This window comes from Actinomyces sp. ZJ308, assembly GCF_011752065.1.
GTDB lineage: Bacteria > Actinomycetota > Actinomycetes > Actinomycetales > Actinomycetaceae > Actinomyces.
The window spans coordinates 25,748-48,405 of record NZ_JAAIJY010000027.1; the positions used below are offsets into that span (position 1 = coordinate 25,748).

General features: G+C 66.3%; 18 protein-coding genes, 1 tRNA gene, 1 rRNA gene and 1 pseudogene. 7 read left to right on the forward strand and 14 right to left on the reverse strand.

Features of this window, described 5'->3' with window-relative positions:
- The first annotated feature begins 124 nt into the window (after positions 1 to 124).
- The 3 genes from orn to HCR68_RS11100 all read left to right on the forward strand — a co-directional run bounded on the left by orn (position 125) and on the right by HCR68_RS11100 (position 2,009).
- Positions 125 to 736, forward strand: coding sequence for an oligoribonuclease (gene orn / locus HCR68_RS11090; protein WP_167149488.1), 612 nt, complete (start codon positions 125 to 127; stop codon positions 734 to 736).
- Between the two features lie 125 nt (positions 737 to 861).
- Positions 862 to 937, forward strand: a tRNA-His gene (locus tag HCR68_RS11095).
- Positions 938 to 1,148: 211 nt separating this feature from the next.
- Complete coding sequence (locus HCR68_RS11100; RefSeq protein WP_167149456.1) at positions 1,149 to 2,009, forward strand: polysaccharide deacetylase family protein; 861 nt, start codon at positions 1,149 to 1,151, stop codon at positions 2,007 to 2,009.
- A 5-nt stretch (positions 2,010 to 2,014) separates the two neighbouring features.
- Here the strand turns inward: HCR68_RS11100 and tagD (HCR68_RS11105) are convergent, their stop codons facing one another.
- Entirely contained in the window at positions 2,015 to 2,422 is a 408-nt protein-coding gene (gene tagD, locus HCR68_RS11105; protein WP_167149458.1) for a glycerol-3-phosphate cytidylyltransferase, read from the reverse strand.
- A 907-nt stretch (positions 2,423 to 3,329) separates the two neighbouring features.
- Between tagD (HCR68_RS11105) and HCR68_RS11110 the strand changes: the two genes are divergently transcribed.
- Positions 3,330 to 4,103 (forward strand): DUF6270 domain-containing protein, encoded by a 774-nt coding sequence (locus HCR68_RS11110; RefSeq protein WP_167149460.1) that lies wholly within the window; start codon positions 3,330 to 3,332, stop codon positions 4,101 to 4,103.
- A gap of 25 nt (positions 4,104 to 4,128) precedes the next feature.
- On the opposite strand, the gene HCR68_RS11115 is transcribed toward HCR68_RS11110, so the two are convergent.
- The 8 genes from HCR68_RS11115 to HCR68_RS11145 all read right to left on the reverse strand — a co-directional run bounded on the left by HCR68_RS11115 (position 4,129) and on the right by HCR68_RS11145 (position 13,417).
- Positions 4,129 to 5,745, reverse strand: a complete 1,617-nt coding sequence (locus HCR68_RS11115; RefSeq protein ID WP_167149462.1) for an OmpA family protein — start codon at positions 5,743 to 5,745, stop codon at positions 4,129 to 4,131.
- Between the two features lie 451 nt (positions 5,746 to 6,196).
- Entirely contained in the window at positions 6,197 to 8,617 is a 2,421-nt protein-coding gene (locus tag HCR68_RS11120) for a hypothetical protein (protein WP_167149466.1), read from the reverse strand.
- Positions 8,614 to 9,066 (reverse strand): hypothetical protein, encoded by a 453-nt coding sequence (locus HCR68_RS11125; RefSeq protein WP_243859070.1) that lies wholly within the window; start codon positions 9,064 to 9,066, stop codon positions 8,614 to 8,616. The genes HCR68_RS11120 and HCR68_RS11125 overlap by 4 nt, the downstream gene beginning before the upstream one ends.
- Positions 9,067 to 9,126: 60 nt before the next feature.
- Complete coding sequence (gene tagD, locus HCR68_RS11130) at positions 9,127 to 9,519, reverse strand: glycerol-3-phosphate cytidylyltransferase (protein WP_167149468.1); 393 nt, start codon at positions 9,517 to 9,519, stop codon at positions 9,127 to 9,129.
- A gap of 216 nt (positions 9,520 to 9,735) precedes the next feature.
- Positions 9,736 to 9,858, reverse strand: coding sequence for a hypothetical protein (locus HCR68_RS14475; protein WP_279586994.1), 123 nt, complete (start codon positions 9,856 to 9,858; stop codon positions 9,736 to 9,738).
- Positions 9,859 to 9,932: 74 nt separating this feature from the next.
- Positions 9,933 to 11,063, reverse strand: coding sequence for an LCP family protein (locus tag HCR68_RS11135; RefSeq protein ID WP_243859071.1), 1,131 nt, complete (start codon positions 11,061 to 11,063; stop codon positions 9,933 to 9,935).
- Positions 11,064 to 11,089: 26 nt separating this feature from the next.
- Positions 11,090 to 12,265, reverse strand: a complete 1,176-nt coding sequence (locus HCR68_RS11140; RefSeq protein ID WP_167149470.1) for a branched-chain amino acid aminotransferase — start codon at positions 12,263 to 12,265, stop codon at positions 11,090 to 11,092.
- 84 nt (positions 12,266 to 12,349) lie between these two features.
- Entirely contained in the window at positions 12,350 to 13,417 is a 1,068-nt protein-coding gene (locus tag HCR68_RS11145) for a 3-isopropylmalate dehydrogenase (protein WP_167149472.1), read from the reverse strand.
- 120 nt (positions 13,418 to 13,537) lie between these two features.
- On the opposite strand from HCR68_RS11145, the gene HCR68_RS11150 reads away from it, so the two are divergent.
- The gene (locus HCR68_RS11150; protein ID WP_167149474.1) at positions 13,538 to 14,158 is read left to right on the forward strand and encodes a TetR/AcrR family transcriptional regulator; all 621 of its coding nucleotides are present in this window, start codon (positions 13,538 to 13,540) and stop codon (positions 14,156 to 14,158) included.
- Complete coding sequence (locus tag HCR68_RS11155; RefSeq protein ID WP_167149476.1) at positions 14,155 to 15,405, forward strand: MFS transporter; 1,251 nt, start codon at positions 14,155 to 14,157, stop codon at positions 15,403 to 15,405. The genes HCR68_RS11150 and HCR68_RS11155 overlap by 4 nt, the downstream gene beginning before the upstream one ends.
- Positions 15,406 to 15,500: 95 nt before the next feature.
- Here HCR68_RS11155 and ilvC read toward each other — a convergent pair whose 3' ends face one another.
- From ilvC to HCR68_RS11170, 3 genes are read right to left on the reverse strand one after another with little or no spacing between them, the layout of a single operon-like run.
- Positions 15,501 to 16,532, reverse strand: coding sequence for a ketol-acid reductoisomerase (ilvC, locus tag HCR68_RS11160; RefSeq protein ID WP_167149478.1), 1,032 nt, complete (start codon positions 16,530 to 16,532; stop codon positions 15,501 to 15,503).
- A gap of 9 nt (positions 16,533 to 16,541) precedes the next feature.
- Complete coding sequence (gene ilvN, locus HCR68_RS11165; protein WP_126413069.1) at positions 16,542 to 17,054, reverse strand: acetolactate synthase small subunit; 513 nt, start codon at positions 17,052 to 17,054, stop codon at positions 16,542 to 16,544.
- A gap of 5 nt (positions 17,055 to 17,059) precedes the next feature.
- Positions 17,060 to 18,844, reverse strand: coding sequence for an acetolactate synthase large subunit (locus tag HCR68_RS11170; protein ID WP_167149480.1), 1,785 nt, complete (start codon positions 18,842 to 18,844; stop codon positions 17,060 to 17,062).
- Positions 18,845 to 19,276: 432 nt separating this feature from the next.
- On the opposite strand from HCR68_RS11170, the pseudogene HCR68_RS11175 reads away from it, so the two are divergent.
- Positions 19,277 to 20,906 (forward strand): annotated as a pseudogene (locus tag HCR68_RS11175) (TrkA C-terminal domain-containing protein).
- A 104-nt stretch (positions 20,907 to 21,010) separates the two neighbouring features.
- Here the strand turns inward: HCR68_RS11175 and HCR68_RS11180 are convergent.
- Together HCR68_RS11180 and rrf are read right to left on the reverse strand one after the other, a co-directional pair.
- Positions 21,011 to 22,321 (reverse strand): threonine/serine exporter family protein, encoded by a 1,311-nt coding sequence (locus tag HCR68_RS11180; RefSeq protein WP_208320594.1) that lies wholly within the window; start codon positions 22,319 to 22,321, stop codon positions 21,011 to 21,013.
- Positions 22,322 to 22,537: 216 nt separating this feature from the next.
- Positions 22,538 to 22,655, reverse strand: a 5S ribosomal RNA gene (rrf, locus tag HCR68_RS11185).
- Positions 22,656 to 22,658: the final 3 nt, after the last annotated feature.

Consider the following 22,658-nt stretch of genomic DNA (forward strand, 5'->3'; position numbering starts at 1 on the left):
TTCACCCCGACCAGGCCGCTCGACCAAGAACCGGCCGTGAGCCGCGCCGCCCCGGCCGCAGGCTCCATGACCTGAATTCCGGTAGGGGTGGGTGGCGACTAGAGTGGGGCTCGTGAGCAAGCAGATGACAACCTCCGACCCGCTGGTGTGGATCGACTGTGAGATGACGGGCCTGAACCTGAGCGCTGACGCACTGATCGAGGTCGCCGTCGTCGTCACCGACTACGAGCTCAAGCCACTGGCTGAAGGAATCGACGTGCTCATCAAGCCTCCCACCGCCGCCCTGGAGCAGATGGACGACTATGTGCGGAACATGCACACCTCCTCGGGTCTTCTCACCGATCTGGAGGGTGGTCTGACCATGGAGGCGGCCCGCAAGACGGTCCTGGACTATGTGACGTCCCTCGTGCCCGAGCCCCGCACCGCCCAGCTCGCAGGCAACTCGGTGGGCACGGACAAGGCGTTCCTGGCTCGCGACATGCCTGAGCTCATCGAGCACCTTCACTACCGGATCGTTGATGTCTCCTCTCTCAAGGAGCTGGCCAAGCGCTGGTACCCCAGGACCTTCTTCCACGCCCCGAAGAAGGTCGGCGGGCACCGCGCACTGGCGGACATCCTGGAATCCATCGATGAGCTGCGCTACTACCGTGCGGTCCTGTTCCCCAGCGGCGAGGGACCGAGCTCGCAGGAGTGCAAGGAGGCAGCTGAGCGCGTCCTGGCCGAACCGACCAGGTGACGGGACCGAAGACGATGGACGATCGCCAGGTGGTCTCGTGAAGTGACGCAGTGCACCGAGTTCAGTTTGGTGTGCGAGGAGTCGACCGGATACAGTACCGACTCGTTGCGGCTGTGCCGCATATGGTGGCTGTAGCTCAGTCGGCAGAGCGCCTGGTTGTGGTCCAGGAGGTCGCGGGTTCAAACCCCGTCAGCCACCCCATCGTCCGAGACCGGACTGCTGGCGCCGGTCTCGACCTCCGGCCCGCAGTGAGACCCACCTGCACGCCTCGGGAACGTGCCCGACAGTGAACGTGTCGACTGCGCGCCCATGGCGCCCTGAGCAACGGCCCGCTCGGACGTCCCCTTTTCATGGTGCTTGCCGAACAGGTCCTTGATGCTCTCACAACCTCATGCCTGAGAAAGTCCTTCCCATGCAACGACGCGACTTCCTACTCGCCCTGGCCGCCGGGACGGCCGGCTGTCTCAGTGCCTGCACCGCGGTGCAGTCGGCGCCCCGAGCCGATTCTTCGAGCTCCTCACCGATACAGGCCACCCCTTCGGAATCCGCACCTGTGTCACAGACGCCCTCCCCCACACCGTCCCTCAGTCCGCTCCACCTTCAGGACGGACCACCCCCGCTACCCGCTCCCGCCCCAGCGGACTCAATCATCACCGGCCTGCCGGAGAACGTCGGCAACGTCGTGGCCATCACGGTCGACGACGGCGTCGACTCCTCAGTGGTGGACGCATACCTGGACTTCGCCAAGGACTCGGGAGTCCGTCTCACCTTCTTCGTCACGGGCGCCTACCCGAGCTGGACGGACAACCGGGACAAGCTGGCGCCCCTCGTGGAGTCGGGACAGATTCAGCTGGCCAACCACACCTGGACGCACCCGGATCTGACGACATTGTCAGAACGGGCAATCATTGACGAGCTCACCCAGTGCGAGAACCTTCTGCGCAATACCTATGGCGTCACCGGAGCACCCTTCGTCCGTCCCCCCTACGGCAGTCGCAGCTCCTTCACCGACTCGGCCTGCGCTCAAGCCGGCTACACGAATGCCGCCCTGTTGTACGGCTCGTTCGGAGACTCCGGCCTGCTGACGGAGGACGTACTTCTCGGCGAGGCGCAGAAGTGGTTGCTCGCGCAGCACATCGTCATCGGTCACGCGAACTTTCCCACCGTCACGCACCTCTACGGCCAGATCATCGACATCCTGCGTCAACGATCCCTGCTGACCGCCACACTTGACGACGTCTACTTCGGCCCCGGGCACAGCCGTCACGTCTAGACCATTCACATCACCTGCGCCTGATCGACGTCACGGCACTCCTGCATCCTCGCGGAGTCGATCTCCGGAGTCCGCGGCAGATAGACGATCTCGCATCGCCCTTCAAGCTGCTCATTGAAGGTGTCGACCCAGTCGTCACCGATGACGAACACGTCAATGCCGTACTCGTCGATGTCCTGGCTCTTCTGCCCCCAGGTCCGCTCGGGAACGACCAGATCCACGTACCGAATGGCCTCGAGCATCGTCTTGCGCTGAGAGTAGGAGAAATAAGCCTGCTTTCCCTTGAAGGCACTGAACTCATCGGTGGACAGAGCGACAATGAGATAGTCACCCATCGCCTTGGCTCGACGCAGCAGCTCGATATGCCCGTAGTGGAGCAGGTCGAAGGAGCCATAGGTGATCACGCGTTTCATCAAGATTGTCCTCGGGTCGGGGTCATCGGTTCTTGTATGAATCACACAAGAGTCGATGGCATTGTCGTTGGTTGCGCGTATGGCGGTTGAACGCGCTTGCCGTTAAGTCTAGACAGTTCCCACCCCCCAGAATCCCCTTGTTACCCCTCCGCAGCAGGTTCCCGACTATGGCGGCGATCACCCCTTATCACTTAACCCAATGAATGCGCGGAACTGCGCCCCCACCCCTGAGCACATGGAATCATCAGCTGAGGCCATCATGTGACCGACCCCAGTTATTCCCTGGTATCGCAACGATGACGAGGGGTTTCAGCGTCGTCACGGCGAGCCTTGAACGTCACAGTCTGATTGCAGACAACCTCATCATGGCGGTAGTCGCTTTTCCAGTTCCTCGACACAACTACCGTTATAAGAATGCGAACAAAGAAGGCCTTCTTGCCGGGCCTCACCCATCCCAGCATCTTGGAGGTCGTCCGTGGTGACAGAAGCTCCTACTCGAGCCTTCACAACTCGTTCCCGCACACCGTCAGCCGTCCCGTCGCCGACCACGTCACCCCCTCATCTCCCCACCGATTTCTCGACAGCACACCGATACATGATCTCCCGGGCGCTATGGCTCCTCCTGGCGACTCTTATCAGGACACTCTTGTCAACGCGCCGAATTTTCTATCCTCGTATGCTGCCGATAGGAGTCACGGCCGCAGTTCTCATTCAGCTGACGGCATGGTGCGTGACATGGCGGTACTGGCCATGACCGATGGCGGTCCTGGAGCATCGCCAAGGACAAGCCTGAGAAGACCGTCGGGATTCTGGCCACGTGCCGGGAGAAGTGGAAACCGGCTGGAGTGCGGATCCAGCGATCAGAAGGTCGCACACTGCCCTTCCGACACGCTCGAGGAGTATGACCATGCATGCTGAGAAGAACAGGCCGGCCGGACGAGTCACCGTCTACGGCTCCTGTGTGGCCAGAGACGTGGCCGGCGAGATGGAGAACCGGGGCTGGAGCGTCGAGCGTTACATCGCCCGCCAGTCGCTCATCAGCGCAGGGCGCCCGGCCGACGTCGGCGACCTCGACCTGTCGCTGCTGACCTCGCCGTTCGCCCGGCGGTCCTTCCTGTCTGACATGGTGGGCAATCTGGAGGCGCAGCTGACGGCTGTCGCCGCCTGCACGGATCTGCTGCTGTGGGACCTGACCGACGAGCGTCTCGGCGTACTGGAGACGGCCCCCGGGGCATTCCTGACACGCTCGACAGAGGCACTGACGGCCGGCCTCTACAAGGGACTGACCGCCAGGTTCCTGGAGCTGGGGACGGCTGAGCACCTGCACCTGTGGAGACCGGCACTACTGCATTTCCGCAGTCTTCTGGAGCGGCTCGACCTCACGAGCAGGACGGTGCTGGTCAACGTTCCGTGGGCGACGAGAACCACGTCCGGAGAATCGACGGTACCGAGCTGGGGACAGACGGCGGTGGAAGGCAACTGGGTCATGGCCCGCTACGTCGATCTCGTCCGTCAAGAGACCGATGTGCGAGTCCTCAACGTACCCGATGAGCTCGTCGTCGCCGACAACGCGCATCGCTGGGGATCGGCCCCCTTCCACTACGTCGGCACCGTGTACTCATGGATCGCCGACGAGCTGGAGGTCGCTCGATCACCGCACAGCCTCGCTCCGGCTCTCTGAGCCCGAGTCCCGTCTCGTCGTCGACTCACCCTTTGACGGGGATGTCGGTGATTCGGAAGGGGTTGTTGGGGCGGGTGGGGCGCTTGGAGGGTTCGAGGTCGAGGGTGACGGTGTCCTGTCCGGTGTCGGGCCACACCACTATCAGCGTGGTGGCGTCGCCATCGCCTAGTTTGTTGTCGGCGGTGATCTCGCTCAAAGGGTGGTGGCCGCCCTGGGCGGTGGCGTAGTCGACCGGGTAGTAGCGCGTCTGGGCGGTCAGCAGGCTCAGCCCCGTGATCGCGCCCAGCAGCTTGGTGTCCTCCTCACCGCGGGCGCTTCCGGCCAGCTGGGTCGGCTGCAACCAGTCCGAGGGCCCGACATCAGTGCCTCCAGGCCCGCCGGTGGCCTGGACCTCACCGACGAGGTACTTCCCACGGCGGGTGACCTCCTTGAGCACGAAGGTCAGCTTGTCCTCCCCGCTGCCCCGCTTCACCGTGACCTCCTCACCGCCCTTGGCCACCGGCCCCTCGGCCTTGGGAAGATCACCGCCCTGCCCCGCGTCCTTGCCCGCGTCGGACTTGGTGGAGGACTCCTGGGTGGGCACCAGCGTGATCTCCACGCGACGGTTGAGCTGACGGTTCTCATCGGAGTCGTTGGGCACCCGGGGCTCGCCCTCCCCCTTGCCCGAGACACTCACGCTGTAGGCCGACATGCTCGTCAGCTGCCCCAGCCGGTCGGACACGGCCTGAGCCCGGCGCTGGGACAGGTCCTGGTTGTGAGCGTCGTCGGCGACGTCGTCGGTGTGACCCACGATCGTGACCTCACCGGCCGGGTAGGTGGACAGCTGGTCGGCCGCCTTCTTCAGCGTCGTGTCGGCCTGGGCGCTCAGGTCGGCCGAGTCCGAGTCGAACAGGACGTCCGAGGCCAGGTTGATCACCACCGACTTGCCCGTCACCCGCGTATCCGAGGCCCCGTCCACCGACGCCGTGAACGTCTCCAAGGCCACCGGATCCGGGGTGCTCCCGGTGTCGTAGGTGTACTCCAGCGCCTTCTTGGCCTCCTCGGACAACGTGCCGTCGCGCACCACCGGCACGCCCTCGAACAGCCCCGACTCGGGCACCAGCACATTAACGCTGCCGCCCTCGACCGGCTTGAACAGGGCATGCACCACCCCATCAGGCTCCTTGTCGGACAGGGAAACACTCTCGGAGGAGGCCTTGAAGGTCTCCTGGACGGTGCCGGCATCGAAGTCCACCAACCGCACCCCATCAGCACCAGTAAAAGATCCAGTGCCGTTCCAGACCTGGGCCGCCTCGAACTTCTTATCAGAAGAGGACGAGGAGGCACCGGCCCCGGCCTTGTCCAGGTGGGCGGCCAGGGGAACCACCATGACGTCGTTGGAGACCACAGCCGGCCCCACCGTGACCTCCACGGACGCGCCCTCAGTGCTCACCGTCCGGGTCACACCCTGACCCGAACCGCCCGACGCCCCCGCAGAACCCGACGCCGAGGCCGACGCCCCGGCCGATCCTGTCCCTGCGCCGCCGGACGCCGCCGAGCCCCCGCTCCTGCCGCCACCCCCGCCCAGGCAGGCGGCCAGCACCGGAACCCCCAGAACCGACCAACCACCCACCAGCAGCACACGCCGAGACACACGCCCCATGACAGCCTCTCCTCCTTGCTCTCCTTCGTGGCAGAACCAGCTGCGTTCCTCCGCGCTACACAGCCGCGAAGACGCACCCAATCAGGACAACGACCACACTAGAGCACGACACCGCGGCAACACCGGAGATCAGCAGAGACGATCCAGGCGGATGGTCGATTGAGCGACGTAAGGGACTTCTCCTTTCTCCGTCAACGGGGCGTCCCAAGCCGCTCAGCACCGTGCCTCCGCCAGGCGGGGTCTCCTGGGCCCAGACCCTGCAAACTCCGGGAGACTCGGCGCAGACTCCGTCCAGGACAAGCACGACCTGAAGACGAGAGTGGATAGTCCTGGGCATCGAGCGAGTCGAGGAAGCGCCGCGGGTAGGGAGCCACGCCCTAGAGGGGACTGACGAGGCTGACCCGGGGCGGGTGATGACGCCCTCGGGACACCCTCGGCATCGGACCGAGCATCAGATCGAGTCGCGCTGGAGCAGATTAGTGAGGCGGGCACACGCGCCGGCGTCAAGCAGGATGAGGTCCTCGGGAGCGACGACGCGACCGGAGACGACATCATCCACCGCCTGATACACCTGCTCCAAGGTGTCGACGCCGATGGCGCCGATGGCCTCGTGGCGGGAGCGGTAGTGATCCGTGTCCGGCCGACCGCGGGGATCCCAGACGATACCGACGCAGCCGGCAAGCATGCCCTCGTCGAGGACGGAGGACCGGTCCGAGACGACGGCCCATGAGCGGGCCAGAACCTCAGGCAGATCGCGGCCGGTGATGGCGGGAACCCCCAGGGCCCTGAACCATTCGGGAGCATTGGCTGCGAGCTTGGGGTGGGCGAAGAGGACGATCTGGTGTCCGGCCTGGGTCAGGCCGGCGGCCAGCTCGAGCCACGGCCGGTAGAGCGCACTGAGGAGCCCGGCGCAGTCCGGGGCGCTCTCCAGGGCGCTCGCAACCTCCGGGTCCCAGGTGGGGGCCAGAAGGATGCGGTCACGTTCCTGCCCCAGGAGCCCGTGGAGATGGTCGTGACGGGGAAATCCGGTGCGCCACACCTCACGGTCCGTGAGCGTGTAGGAGGTGTGGTCCGCCGTCAGCCCCACCTGCTCAGGAGTGGTGGCGCACACGACGACGTCCAGGCGGGTGCCGTTGAACCAGCGCCACATGTCTCGCATGGTCACGCCGTGCTGGAGGAAGACGAGGCGCTGATCTGGGCTGGTGCCCGCACCTGTGAGCCGGTGCTTGATGAGCGGGTCGCCGATGTCGGACAGGAGGATGGTCTCGGCCCCGGTCCAGGCGGCATCGAAGCCGGGGGCGGTCGGATCAAGGAGGACGAAGCCGTCCTGTGCGAGTCGGTCCCAGTCCGGGCAGGTGCGTTCGATGACGAAGATGTGCCGGACGCTGGGGGCGTGAGTGCGGGCGTAGCGATACAGCGGCTCGGCGTTGTCGCCGGCGCTGTTGTGACGGTCCATGTAGAGCCAGGTGCGGGGCCAGTCGGTCGGGGACGAGGCCGTGTACGGCGAGGGCGCCGAGGAGGACACCGAGGCCGGCGTGGAGGACGACGCGGAAGAAGACGCGGAGGAAGACGGTGTCGAGGTCGATGACGCGATGGTCTGCTGTGTCTGCTCCTGCGCGCTGCCGCGGCCGAGGACCCCGGCCAGGCGGCGGCGCAGCCCGGACGGCAATGATCCGTGGCGGCGCTGACCGGGGATCGTCTCAGGTGGCCGGGGGCTGCCCCGGTCAGGAGCCACCGGGAGCTCCTGACCGTTGATGACGGCGGTGACCTCTCCCTTGGGCAGCCAGACGATGCGCTCGTGGAGCACCACCTCATCGAAGTATCGGTGATCGACCGTCTTGGCGCCGGTGGGGCTGGCCCAGGTGCCGTCCACCGTCCACTGCTCCGTGGGCGAGGCGCCGGTGTAGAAGTAAGTGACCTTCTGGTCGCTGCGGAACCTGCGTCTTGAGCACAGGATCGGCGCCGGCATGGGGCCCGCGGCCATGGCCATCAGGGCTGTGCGGCGCTCTACTGCCAGTGGTGTGGAGCAGTACGCCTCGATCTGGGAGGCGGGAACGCGCCGTGTGATGGCACGCAGAAGCCGGGCCACCTCGGCGCGCTCGGCGACCGTGAGCCCGGCCGAGGGGTAGCGCAGCCCCCGGTCGGCCTCGGTCACCTGGATGAGGCGATGAATGATGAGCTGGTAGACCCAGGCGGGAGGGGGCCCGTCGGCCTGCAACCACGCCGGGAGGATCGTGGCCAGCAGGTGGCGGTAGTGGTCGACCTCCCCCCAGGCGCCGGGGGACGGCGAGGCATGACGGATGACAGCTGGGCCGTTGTGGAGGCCCACCCGGTTGCCGGTGGACACGATATGGGCGATGAGTCCGCTCAGGCCGACGTTCTCGTCATCGCCACCGGCGCCGTCGGCGTCATCGACTCCGCGCAGCGGTCCCGGCCCGCCCCAGTCGGGCAGACCTCGGCGGGGGACGGTGAGCACCACTCCGCTGATGGTCTCGGGGAAGACGTAGGGCTCAGCTGTCAGGTCCGCACTGCGGCTGCCGTGGCTGAAGCGCCACTGCATTCGGTCGTCCCGGGTGCCGTCGGCACGGATGACGGCGGACGGTGTCAGGAGGACCCCGACGGCCTCGTCCGGACCGTGCCGGTCCAGCGAGGCGAGGTAGCCGGGTTCGACCCGGTCACCGGCCCTGAGGAACAGGACCCGGGTCCCGGCGCTCAGTGGCTTGAGAACCTGGGCCACCGCGGTTGGATCAGGGCAGCCGATGGGGACGATCCCGCTTTCTGGCGGGCTCTGCTGAAGGGAGTCGAGCGTGTCCTGACCACCTGCGGAACCGATGATGACGACGTGCAGGGTCTCGGCGCTGCGGGTGTTCATGAGGTGGGCATCTCCATTTCGTGGGGCGGTCCCCAATGACTAATGGTGGACGTCGCCAGCACCTCCGTGTTGGAGATGTCCCAGGTGTGTCCGAAAGTCGTTCCACGTTGTTGGACGAATCCGAACCGGGAAGCCGAATAGATACGGGCCCCGGCACGTACGCAGTCATTGAGGAAACCAGTATCCTCCCCAGGGGTTGTATCGGGAAAATTGATGGCGCGCGCCAGGCCCGTACGGGCCACCAGCGCAGGTCCGGAGACGAAGGTCGTATAGCGGTGCTCCCAGTCAGCGAAGCGCAGTACCGTCAGGTCCGGACCGGTCAGGCGCAGGTAGTGGGCATGCTTGCCGACGATCTCGGCGTAACGCACGAGCCCGGTGGCCACCGGCAGCTCCGACCGACCAGAGACGGCACGGCCGATCCTCCTGAGGACAGCACCCCTGATGCTCATCACCGTCCTTGTTCCACTATGGGGTCCGCTATGGGGCCCGCTGCGACCCTCACCGAGAGCTCAGCGCAGGCGCATGTCATTCTTGATCCGAGTCGTCGAGACCTCAGGAGTACGGGGGAGGTAGACGATCTCACACAGCCCCTGGAGCTGATCGTCGAACTCGCCGCTCCAGTCATCACCCATAACGAAGACACCTATACCGTACATGGAAATATCCTCGGTCTTCTGCCCCCAGGTGAGCTCGGGCACCACGAGGTCGACATATCGAATGGCCTCGAGCATTAACTTGCGCTCCTCATAGGAGAAGTACGCCCGCTTCCCCTTCGCCGCGCTGAACTCATCACTGGACAGCGCCACCACCAGGAAGTCGCCGAGCGCTCGCGCACGCTTCAGCAGTGCAATATGACCGTAATGGAGAAGGTCATAAGTGCCATAGGTGATCACACGCCTCATGGAGTCACTTCCTGGTCGAACGTCCGAGAGCAGCCCGCTTGACGGACCACAGGGAAAACCACCATGAGTATTACCCAGTCGCAAGCTACCATCGAAGGAGTCACAGAAATGACGCCATACTGATATATTTTCGATATATATGCGGAGCCTCGTCGAGACGCGATCTCCGTCCAGGAAAGTCCGTCAATCCAGGAAGCGCGGCGTCCCCGAGCGTCCTCACGTTTCGGGGTACTCCCCCGCCCGGACCTCCCCGGCGTATCCCAGCGTCCGCTTCAGGCGCCGGCCGGCCTGGCGGTTCTGGGCGAGCAGCAGGCCCCACTGGGGGACCTGACGACCCATGAGCCGGTGGTAGCGCGGACTGACGGCTGCGCACCCACCCGGGGTCAGTCCCCGGTCCGCCCGGCCCTCTGCCGTTAGTTCACCGTGGCGGGAAGCAGCTCGACGGCGTCGGGGTTCTCGGCGAGGTAGACGCCCACCCGGTCCTCGGCGAAGGCCTGGAACAGCGGCGCGTCGGCGTCGACGTCGAGCAGGACGATGGACTGGCCGTCCGCAGAGGTTCCCGTGCCGGCGGTCGGCACGGTCATGAACTTGATGTCGTTGCTGCGCAGGTGCCGCGTTCCCAGGGCCAGGGACTGCATCTGGTTGATGGTGAAGGACTCGTCCACGGCGACCGTCCGGGTGGCGGTCTTGAGGAAGGAGTAGAGCTGCGTGGGGCTCGACAGGGTGCCGTTGGCGAGGACCCTGCTCACGATGGAACGCATCCAGGTCTGCTGACGCTTGACGCGGTCGAAGTCACCGCCCGGCAGGGAGGAGCGCTCACGGGTATAGGCCAGGGCCTGAGTCCCGTTGAGAGTCTGCGGCCCGGCCCCGAACTCCTGACCGGCGATCGTCTGAGGCGTCTTGAGGTTGATTCGTACCCCGCCGATGTCGTCGGTCAGGGCGACGAAGGACTCGAAGTTCGCCACCGCGAAGTGATCGATATGAATACCGGTGAGGCTCTCCACGGTGTGGATCGTCAGCGAGGGACCGCCGTAGGAGTAGGCGGCGTTGATCTTGCCCTGGCCGTGACCGGGTATGTCCACCCAGGAGTCGCGGGGGATCGACATGACCGAGACTGTTTTCCGATCACCGCTGACCTGCAGGATCATGATCGCGTCCGTGCGCTGCGCCCCCTCCTCCCACTGGGAGGGATCGGAGGCGCTGGTACGGGAGTCGGTCCCAAGGACCAGGATGTTGGTGGCCGGCTCCTGGCCGGCCGGGACCGACTGCTGCGGTGCTCGCGTGGCAATACCTGCGAAGGGATTGGCGATGGTCTCGATGCCGGAGGCGATGGAGTGACGCACCCACAGGGCAAGGCCTCCCGCGGCCAGGGTCAGGACCAGGAAGACCGCCAGGACGCTGAGAAGAGCGATCCTCCAGCCTCGCCCGGGGCGTCTCCGGGGAGTGCTCGTCGGCGCCGCCTCGGTGCCGTGAGAGCTCGGGGCAGCGCCGGCGTCCTCTTCCTTGGCCGGGACGCTTCCGGGATCTGGCAGGTGGGTCCGCACGGTCGGGAGAATGCCGTCCGGTGACTTCATGAGCGGGGCGGCACGAGCCGGTACATCCACCCGTAGGGGTCCTCGGCGCGACCGGACTGGATGGAGGTGAGCCGGTCGTGGATCTGCCGGGTGACCTCGCTGCCCTCGATGCGGGCGTCGAAGCCCTCCCCCTTGAGATGCCCCAGGGGCACGACGACAGCGGCGGTGCCGCAGGCGAAGACCTCGCTGACACGACCGGACTCGATGTCCGCCAGAAGCCCCTCCAGGCTGATGGTGTCCTCGACGACACTGCGGCCGGAGTCGCGCAGCATGCGGATGATGGCGCTGCGGGTGGAGCCCTCGAGGATCGTCCCGGTCAGGCGGGGAGTGCGCACGGAGCCGTCGGCGTCGACGACCATGATGTTCATGCCACCGAGCTCTTCGAGGTTCTTCTGCGAGACGTCGTCAAGGAAGCAGACCTGGTCACAGCCCTGCGCGTAGGCCTCCTGCTGGGGAAGCAGGGAGGAGGCGTAGTTGCCTCCGGTCTTGGCCGCTCCCGTTCCGCCGCGCCCGGCACGGTGGTACTCGGTGGTCACCCAGATGGAGATGGGCTCAAGGCCGTTGGTGAAGTAGGGGCCCGAGGGAGAGGCGATGACGTAGTAGTCGACCACCTTGGAGGGACGCACGCCGAGGAAGGCCTCGGAGGCGAAGGCGAAGGGACGCAGGTAGAGGGACTCGCCCTCGCCTGAGGGCACCCAGGCGGCATCGGCGCGCACCAGGTCCACCAGGGAGGCCACGAAGTCCTCCTCCGCCAACTCGGGCAGGGCCAGACGACGGGCGGAGGCGTTGAGCCGAGCCGCGTTGTAGCGAGGACGGAAGGTCCACACCGAGCCGTCGTCGTGCCGGTAGGCCTTGATCCCCTCGAAGATCTCCTGGCCGTAGTGGAGGACGGCGGTGGCCGGGGACAGGCTGAGGTCGCCGTAGGGGACGACGCCGTAGTCACCCCACCCCCTGTCCTGGGTCCAACGCGCGTGGGCCATGTGATCGGTGAAGTGGTCGCCGAAGTGGAGGCCCGCCAGAATCGCCGTACGCTCATCCTCCGCGACGGGCGACGGGTTGACGGTCAGAGGGAAGCGACCGGCGATCGCGTCGGCCTCGGGAACGGGAACCTCCGCGGCGCGGGCCAAGGAGGTGGATGCGGAGTCGGTTGAGGTGGCGTCTGTCTCGGGCATAGGCCCACCCTACCGCCGAGGCCACGACCCGGACACAACCTTCCCATATCCTGGCTCACAGCCATCAGGCCTCGGCCAGGCGCGTCAGTGCGATGGCGTATTCGCCCCCTGCGCCACGGCAGCGGCAATGGCGTCACCGACCTGGCTGGTCGTGCGCTCGGCACCGCTACCGCGGGCGGCCATGTCGGCCTTGACCCCGGCCTCGACCCGGGCGGCCGCCACAGGCAGCCCCAGGTGATCGAGCATGAGACCCACGGCACTGATCGTGGCGGTCGGGTCGGCCTTGCCCTGCCCGGCGATGTCCGGGGCCGAGCCGTGCACGGGCTCGAACATGGAGGGGAAGGCCCGCTCCGGGTTGATGTTGCCCGATGCCGACAGCCCGATGCCACCGGTGACCGCACCGGCCTCGTCGGTGAGGATGTCTCCGAAGAGGTTGTCGGTGACGATGACGTCGAAGCGGCCGGGGTCGGTCACCATGTAGATGGTGGCGGCGTCCACGTGGCAGTAGTCGACGGCGACCTCGGGGTACTCGGCGCCGACGGCCTCGACGACGCGGCGCCACAAGCCACCGGCGTGAACGAGCACGTTGTGCTTGTGGACGAGCGTGAGGTGCTTGGCCGCCCTGGCCTGCGCCTTGGCGAAGGCGTAACGGACCAGGCGCTCCACCCCGTAGGCGGTGTTGACACTGACCTCGGTGGCGATCTCATGCGCCGTGCCCTGGCGCACCACTCCCCCGTTGCCGCAGTACAGGCCCTCGGTCCCCTCCCGCACCACGAGGAAGTCGATGTCGCCGGGATCGGCCAGCGGCGTCGGTACTCCCGGGTAGTGGATCGAGGGACGCAGGTTGACGTAGTGGTCCAGGGCGAAGCGCAGGCGCAGAAGCAGGCCGCGCTCGAGGACGCCGGAGGGGACGGACGGATCGCCGACGGCGCCCAGCAGGATGGCGTCATGACCCTTGATCGCCTCAAGATCCTCATCGGTGAGGGTCTGTCCGGTCCGGTGCCAGCGCTCGGCCCCCAGGTCGAAGGTGGTCGGTTGAATCTCGACCCCGGCCCCCTCCAGCGCTCGGTCAAGAACCTTGAGCCCCTCGGGAACGACCTCCTTGCCGATGCCGTCGCCCGGGATTACTGCCAGCTTGATGGTCTGCGTCATGGGGCCACCTTAGAACACGGCCACGATATGAGACGAGAGGTCCGCATGATGGGAGTCATGCCCATTCGCTTTTCGACCGACGGTCGGTTAGTCTTGTTTCAGTCACACCAAGGAGGAGCCATGCCGCGCACCCACCGCCCTGCTGCACAACGTCGTGAGGAGATCCTCGACGCCGCACACGCCCTGTTCACCACCAAGGGCTTCCAGCCCACCACCATGGAGGACATCCTCAAGGTCGTGGGCATCGCCAAGGGGACGCTCTACTACCACTTCCCCGGGAAGGAGCAGATCCTCAAGGCTCTCGTCCTGCGCATCGTCAGCCAGGTCGAGCAGCGAGCCCGCGAGATCGCCTCCTCATCGGCTCCCGCAATGGACAAGCTCATGGCGATCATGGGGGCGATGCGGGTGGAGGACACCGAGACCGAGCTCGTCGAGCAGTTCCACGCGCCGGGCAACGCCGAGTTCCACCTGCTGTCCATCACGGCGATGATCGAGCACCTGACGCCGGTCCTGGCCGACGTCGTCGCTCAGGGCGTCAGCGAGGGGGTCTTCACCACGGAGCGGCCCTACGACGCCATCGAGCTGCTCCTGAGCGCCTCCGGAATCCTTCTGGACCATGAGATCATGAACTCCGGCCCGGATGAGCTCGCCCGCCGCCGTGAGAGCCTCATGTGGGCGAGCGAGACGCTTCTGGGCGCCCGGCCGGGGAGTCTCAGTCTCCTTGTAGAGGCGGAGTCGTGAAACGCGTCGGACTGCTGGTCCTGGGCTCGTTCATCAACTCCCTGGGAACGGGCCTGACCGCCTTTGGACTGACCATCATCATGCTGCGCGCCTACGGAACGGCCTCCTCGGTGGCAGCCGTTCAGATGAGTGCCTTCGCCCCCGTCGTTCTCCTGGCGCCCTTGGCCGGAGTCCTGTCGGACCGCTACGACCGCCGCCTCATGATGATCATCGGCGACGCCGGCTCGGTGCTCGGCCTGGGCGTCATCCTTGCGGCCCTGTCCTCAGCCCGCCCCTCCCTTGCCTGGGTCTGCTCGGGGGCCGTCCTGTCCTCCTGCCTGGCGGCCCTTACCGAGCCGGCGCTGCGGGCCAGCGTCACCGATCTGGTGGCCGAGGAGGACTACGTGCGCTCCTCCGGTCTTCTCCAGCTCGCCTCAGCGGCCAAGTACCTGCTGGCCCCTGCAGCGGCGGGGTTCCTCATGCCCCTCGTCGGTGTGCGGGGACTCGTCCTGCTCGACGCCAGCACCTGCCTCGTCACCGTGGCCTGCACCATGACAGTGCGCCGCTCTCTGGCTGCGGAGGCACCGCGACACACCGGCGTTCAGCGAGGTGGCGACCCCGACGTCCTGGCGGGGTGGCGGACCATCACCTCCTCACCCGGCCTGCGCACTCTCGTCACCCTCATGACCCTGGCGACTCTCGCCATCGGGGTCATCCAGGTCCTTATCAAGCCGATCCTCCTGCCCACCGTGGGTACCTCAGAGATGGGTGTGATCGAGACCGTCGCAGCCACCGGTATGCTCGTAGGAGCGGCCCTGGTCACCGCCTGGAAGAACGCGCAGCCGACGACGCTGCTCGCCGCGGGCCTGGCCACGACCGGCGCCGCAATGGTCCTGGTGCCGTTGGGGCCGGGGGCCTGGTGGGTGACCGCCTGCGGGTTCCTCACCTTCGCCAGCCTTCCTCTGTCCCAGGCCGGGGCGGAGGTCCTGGTGCGCACCCGGGTCGACAACACCCGACAGGCACGGACCTGGGGCACCATCAGCCTGGTCACCCAGATGGGCTACCTGATGGCCTACCTGTGCTCCGGGGTGCTGGTCGACAGGGTCCTTCAGCCCCTCTTGACCCCGGGGCGGCCGCTGTCGACCACTCTGGGAGCCGTCGTCGGCACCGGTCCGGGACGCGGTGCCGCGCTGCTGGTCGGGATCATGGGGCTGGTCATGGCCCTGGTGGCCCTCGGCGTCCGCCTCCGACGCCGCCGGCTCGCCTGAGTCGAGTAGGCGTCAGCGGCGACGGCAGAGACACGGCGGTGCCTCCGACGACCCGAGTCGCCGGAGGCACCGCCGCATGCGGTCTCAGTTGGTTCTCAGCGGGCCACGGAGCCCTCGGTGTAGTCCTTGTCGACGTCGGCGCGCCAGGCGAACATGGAACGCACCTCGCGGCCGGTGGCCTCGATCGGGTGGGCCTCGCCCTCGGCCCTGAGCCTCTTGAACTCGGGGGCGCCGGCGGCCTGGTCGTCCATGAAGCGCTTGGCGAAGGTCCCGTCCTGGATGTCGGCCAGGACCTCCTTCATGTGCTCCTTGACGTCGGGGGTGATGACGCGCGGGCCGGAGATGTAGTCGCCGTACTCGGCGGTGTCGGAGCAGGACCAGCGCTGCTTGGAGATGCCGCCCTCGTTGATGAGGTCGACGATGAGCTTCATCTCGTGGCAGACCTCGAAGTAGGCCATCTCGGGCTGGTAGCCCGCCTCGACCAGGGTCTCGAAGCCGTACTGGATGAGCTTGGAAACGCCGCCGCACAGAACCGACTGCTCACCGAAGAGGTCGGTCTCGGTCTCCTCGCGGAAGGTGGTCTTGATAGCGCCGGCGCGCGTACCGCCGACGGCCTTGGCGTAGGACAGCACGAGGTCCCAGGCGGTGCCGGTGGCGTCCTGCTCCACGCAGACGAGCACGGGGACGCCCCGCCCGGCCTCGAACTCACGGCGCACGGTGTGGCCGGGGCCCTTGGGGGCCACCATGACGACGTCGATGTCCGCAGCCGGCTTGATGTAGCCGAAGTGGATGTTGAAGCCGTGGGAGAACAGCAGGGCGGAACCGGCCTTGATGTTCGGCTCGATCTCCTCGCGGTAGAGGGCGGCCTGAACCTGGTCGGGGGCCAGGACGGTGATGACGTCGGCCCAGGCGACCGCCTCGGCGATCGGCTTGACGGGCAGGCCGGCCTCCTCGGCCTTGACCACAGAGGACGAGCCCTCGCGCAGGCCGACAACGACCTCGACGCCGGAGTCGCGCAGGTTCAGAGCGTGAGCGTGCCCCTGGGAACCGTATCCGATGACGGCGACCTTCTTGGACTGGATGACGGACAGGTCGGCGTCGTCGTCGTAGAACTTCTCAGCTGCCATGATTGCTTCTCACTTCTCCTTGAGTTGATCGGTGATGGATCGTGGGCCGCGCGTGATCGCCACGGCACCGGACTGGACAATCTCTTTGACGCCGTACGGCTGGAGAGCCGTCAGCAGAGCCTTGACCTTGGATTCTGAGCCGATGGTCTCGATGACCACCGACGTGGGGGCGACGTCCACGACGTGGGCGCGGAACAGGTCGACGACCTGGAGCACCGCGGTGCGGTTGGCGTCATCCGCGTGGACCTTGATGAGGTAGAGCTCGCGCTCGACAGAGGTGTCGGGATCCAGCTCAACGATCTTAAGGACGTTGACCAGCTTGTTGAGCTGCTTGGTGACCTGTTCCATGGCCAGTCCCTCGGCATCGGCGATCACCGTGATGCGCGAGATGTCCTCGTGCTCGGTGGGCCCCACGGCCAGGGAGTGGATGTTGAAGCCCCGACGCGTGAACAGCGCCGACACCCGGGTCAGGACGCCGGGCTTGTTCTCCACCAGGACGGACAGCGTGTGCTTCTGGCTCACAGCGCTCACTCCTCTTCCCACACCGGGCTCATGCCGCGGGCGTGCTGGATCTCGTCGTTGGAAACCCCGGCGGCGACCATCGGCCACACCTGGGCGTCCGCGGAGACGATGAAGTCGACGACGACGGGACGATCGTTGATGGCGTTGGCCTGGGCGATGACGTCGTCCAGGTCCTCCAGGCGCTCGCAGCGCAGTCCCACGGCCCCATAGGCCTCGGCCATCTTGACGAAGTCGGGGACCCGCGCCGTTCCGGCGCCGGTATGCAGATCGGTGTTGGAGTAGCGCTGCCCGTAGAACAGCGTCTGCCACTGCCGCACCATGCCCAGCGAGGAGTTGTTGATGACGGCGACCTTGATGGGGATGTTGTTGAGGGTGCAGGTGGCCAGCTCCTGGTTGGTCATCTGGAAGCACCCGTCACCGTCGATGAGCCACACGGGGCGGTCGGGGCAGGCCTCCTTGGCGCCCATGGCGGCGGGCAGGCCGTACCCCATGGTGCCGGCACCGGCCGAGGTGAGCCAGGTGTGAGGACGACGGAAGGTGAGGTAGTGCGCCGACCACATCTGGTGCTGCCCCACACCCGTCACCCAGATGGTGTCCTCGGTGGCGGCCCGGTTGAGGTGGGTGATGACCTCCTGAGGCTGGAGCAGCCCGTCGTCGGTGTCGGTCCAGTCCGTCGGGTAGGTGGCCTGGATGCGCTCGACCTCACGGCGCCACGGTGCGATGTCCACCCGCCCCTCTGCAGCGACGTGGTCGCGGAACTCGGCGCCCAGGGCGGGAACGACCTCCGCCAGGTCACCGACGATCGGGACATCAGCGGTGCGGATCTTGGAGATCTCGGCCGGATCGACGTCGACGTGGATCACCGAGGCCTTCGTGGCGAAGGTGTCGGGTCTGCCGGTCACCCGGTCGTCGAAGCGGGCCCCCAGGCAGACGATGACATCAGCCCGCTGGAGAGCCCCGACGGCGGCGACGGTGCCGTGCATGCCGGGCATCCTCAGGTTGAGCGGGTGCTCACTGGGCATGACGTCCAGAGCGGTCAGCGTGGTGACGAACGGCGCTCCGATCAGCTCGATGAGCTCGGCCAGATCCTTGGTCGACACCTGCGCACGGTTCAGCCCACCACCGAGGTAGAGGACGGGACGATCAGCCGCGGCGATCACCTCGGCGGCCTGAGCCAGGCGCCGCTGGTTGGGCTTGCCGGGAAGCCGGTAACCGGGCAGGTCCCGGGCCGGGGGCCATACGAACTCCGTGGGGCCCTCCTGGGCGTCCTTCGAGATGTCGATGAGGACCGGACCGGGGCGTCCGGTTGAGGCGATGTGGAAGGCCTCGGCCACGCGCGGGACGATGTCCTCGGGGCGGGTGATGAGGAAGGAGTGCTTGACGAAGGGCATCGTGGCGCCGACGATGTCGGCCTCCTGGAAGGCGTCTGTCCCGATCCCGCGACTTGAGACCTGACCGGTGATAGCGAGCATCGGCACCGAGTCCATGTGCGCATCACCGATGGCGGTGATGAGGTTGGTGGCACCGGGGCCGGACGTCGCCACACAGACTCCGGGCCGACCGGTGACCATTGCGTAGCCCTCTGCGGCATGGCCCGCCCCCTGCTCATGACGTACCAGGACGTGGCGGATCCTCGTCGAGGCGAGCAGCGGGTCGTAGAAGGGCAGGATGGCGCCGCCCGGCATCCCGAAGATGTCTGTGACCCCGAGCTCCTCCAGTGCGCGCACCAGAGCCTGGGCGCCTGTCATGACCTGTTGGTCCTGACGTGCGGGAGCGTCATCGCGTGTCATCGCTCGCTCTCCTTGTCCGTGCTGAGCGTCCGGCGACCTGCCGGGTAATGAACGTTAGATCAGCGGCTGCAGAGAGTCATATTGAGACACCCACGGTCTCACATCATGGAATCACGGACTCGTCAGGGCCGCCGGGAGACGAGCCTGTCGTACGTCGTCTTCGGCCGGCGAATCCCGGACCTTGGTACGGCACGAGGCCCTTAGGAGATGACACAATGAGGCTGTTACTCATGACAAACTCCGCTGCGTCACTTTCAGCGGCGAGACGGAAGGCGGCACAGCGACGTGGTCACCACTGTCCTGGACTATCTGTTAGACAACCCGGTTGTCATCGTGCTCCTCATGGTCGGCGCCGGGATGCTCCTCTGGCGCGCCAAACGCCGGAGCATACGCATCCCGGCGACGGTGCTTCTGGTCTGCAGCACCGCCCTCATGGCCTGGAAGGTGGCGCACGCCAATGTCCTGCACCACCTGTCCGGGAACGTGGTTCTCGTCCTGTTCCTCCTGGTCGGCACTGGGATGCTGCTCGGACACGTTAAGGTCAAGGGAGTGAGCCTCGGGGCGGCGGCAGTTCTGTTCTGCGGCATCGCGCTGGCCGCCTGGGGGGGCGTCCGCCTCGACCCCCATCGAGGTTCCCAGAGAGCTGGGAACCCTGGGGCTGGCGATCTTCACCTTCGCCATTGGCATCCAGTCCGGGCCGAACTTCTTCCACGTGATCCGAACCGCCGGCGGGCCGCTGGCCATCCTCCTGGGGGTTCTGGGTGTCGCGGCCCTGGCGGCCGTGGGCGTAGGACGTCTTCTCGGCCTCAAGGCGGCGATGATCGCGGGCGCATTCGCAGGCGCCGTCACAAACACGCCCGCTCTGGCGGCGGCCGGAAACGCCGCGGCTATGGCCGGTGACAAGGCCGGACCGGGAGACGCCACCGTGGCCTACGCCGTGACGTACCTCTACGGCGTGATCGGCATGCTGTTCTTCTGCCTGCTGGCGCTGCGCTACCGCCGCAGCGACAAGGACACCCCCTCCCCGCTCATCAACCGCACCATCCGCGTGGAGCGTGAGGACGGCCCTCTTCTGGGCAACATCGTCGAGACCATCTCGGGACAGCTGCGGTTCTCCCGTCTGCGTCGTGGAGAGAAGGGCCCGATCACCCGACCGACGAATGACGACCGTCTGCACAAGGATGATCTCATCACCGTCGTCGGCACGCAGGAGGCCGTCAACCAGGCGATCAAGGCGGTGGGCCACGGCTCGTCGCACTCCCTCATCGAGGACCGCAAGTACCTCGACTTCCGCCGCATCACGGTCTCCGACCCGAAGCTGGCCGGCCGCACCATCGGTGACCTCGACATCGACAACCGTTTCGGGGCGACGATCTCGCGTGTGCGCCGTGGCGACGTGGACATGGTGGGCACCTCGGACCTCGTCCTCCAGCAGGGAGACCGAGTTCGCGTCGTCGGCCCGACCGGACGCATGAAGGAGATCTCAACCTACTTCGGCGACTCGTCGCGAGGTCTGTCGTCCATCAATCCGGTGGCCCTGGGCCTGGGCATGGCTCTGGGCATCTTCATCGGAGAGTGGAAGTTCCTCACCCCTACCGGTGCTACCTTCTCCATTGGATCGGCGGCCGGCACACTTCTGGTCGGGCTCATCTTCGGTCGCATCGGCCGCATCGGGAGCTTCGTGACCGCGATGCCCTTCACCGCGACGGCGGTGCTCTCGGAGTTCGGGCTCCTGGTCTTCCTGGCCCAGGCCGGTACCAAGGCGGGTGGAGAGATTGCGCACGCATTCACCGGCGGCGACTGGTGGAGGATCTTCGTCACCGGCTTCGTCGTCACCACCATAGTGGGCCTGGGGATCTACGTCTCCATGCGATGGGTGGTCAAGATGGGTGGAACTCGCCTGTCCGGCCTCATCGGTGGCGTCCAGACCCAGCCGGCGATTCTGGCCTTCGCCAATGAGCGCACCGGCGCCGACCCGCGGGTGGCCTTGGGGTACGCGATGGTCTATCCCGTGGCGATGATCGTCAAGATCTTCATTGCCCAGATTCTCGGCGGGCTCTAAACCTCCAGCCTGAGCCTCACGCGCTTGACAGCAGCAATGGTGGCCTGTCGCTGTACACCAGCGGCAGGCCACCATCACGTCTCGTGAGCACCAGAGACTTCGCGTCAGTCCTCGATCGGCTGTCTCTCCGCCTCGTCCCGATTGCGAGGCAGCGTGATGTGTCCGGAGGTGGCGACATCGTGACGCCAATTGTGGTCAGTGATGATGCGCGCCAAAGCGAGCCCAACACCAATCGCCGTAATGACGAAGAAGACCTCGGCCAGGTTCGTGGCCGCCTCTCCGACGTCAACGCCCTTGTCCACCGACAGCGTGTTGAGTGCGGAGATGGCGCGGTAGAAGGGAACCCCGGGGATCATGATGACGACGGCGGGCACGGACAGCGCCACCCGGGACAGGGACGCGCGAGAGACGAAGAGCTGGGCCAGCAGGCCGATCGTCACCGCCGCCAGCCCCACGGCAAGCTGCCACGGCACATGGAAGAGGTCGATGAGAAGAAGCCGCCCGGTGTTGGCCAGAGCGCCGACGACAGCGGCCAGCGTGCTGGCCTTGGCACCCGCATTGAACAGCATCGCGAATCCGTAGGCGGCGATGAACGAGCAGAAGCAGCGCAGAACGTACAGGAGCGGCCCCTCGAGTGCGACTCCGCTGGCCGCCGCAACATCCCAGCGGAAGATGAAGGTCACCGTCCATACGGCGACGCCTGCGGCCGCCATGACCATGAGGACATAGGCACTGCGCGACAGCGCCGAGGAGAAGTCCTGACGGAACAGATCCAGCATTGCCGTGACCATGGGGAAACCCGGGATGAGGAACAAGATGGCCGAGATGATGCCGCCCTGGTGGTTCCCCGTCACCACGCCCGCCGCGTTGAGCGCGGTCACAATCCCCATGTAGGTACCGGATGCGGCGACACCGCAGACGAGCCACGTGAAGAAGTGCTGATAGTGCCGTTCAAGCATCTGCCGACGAATGAACTGACCGAGAAAAGCCGCCACGAGTACCGTCAGACACTCGACCCAGCCACCCATGTTGAGGAAGCAGAATCCTGCACAGGCCACACCGGAGGCGGCGGCGTTGGTGAAAACGTTGTAACGGGCGTGCATCTTCTCGACCTGCACGAGCTTGGCCTCGAGGTGCTCAACGGTCTCGTGCGCCCACAGATCATGGACGATCCTGCGCAGAGCCTCCAGTCGGTCCACGTTAACGCCGACACGCCGTACCTCGCAGGCCTCGGTGCGGAATCGGTTTCCGACATAGGAGGAGGTGACGATCTCCGTCATCGTTACAGTCGCCTCATGCCGATCAAGGCCGACTGCGGACGCAGCTCTCGCCATGGACGACTTAATGCGGTAGGAGCCTGCGCCCGCCGCGAGCATGAGGCGCCCAAGATGCAGCACGACGTCGGACTGTTGCATGAGCCGGTCAGCATCGAGACCCTGCTCACGGCTGCCTGAACGGGAAGGTGGTAGGTCGGTGTCAGTCACGGAGACAATGGTGCACCGTTTCATGCCCCTGTGTCAGATCGTGTGTGGATACAACACGGCGTCGGTAAGCGCGGCAGAACGCGAGAGGACGACGTAGGGGCCCATGAGATCCAAGGAGGATTTCATGGGCCCCTACGAGTGGTGTGTGCTCGGTGGTGTCCTACTCTCCCGCACCCTGGCGGGTGCAGTACCATCGGCGCTGTCAGGCTTAGCTTCCGGGTTCGGGATGGGTGCCGGGCGTGTCCCTGTCGCTGTGACCACCGAGACG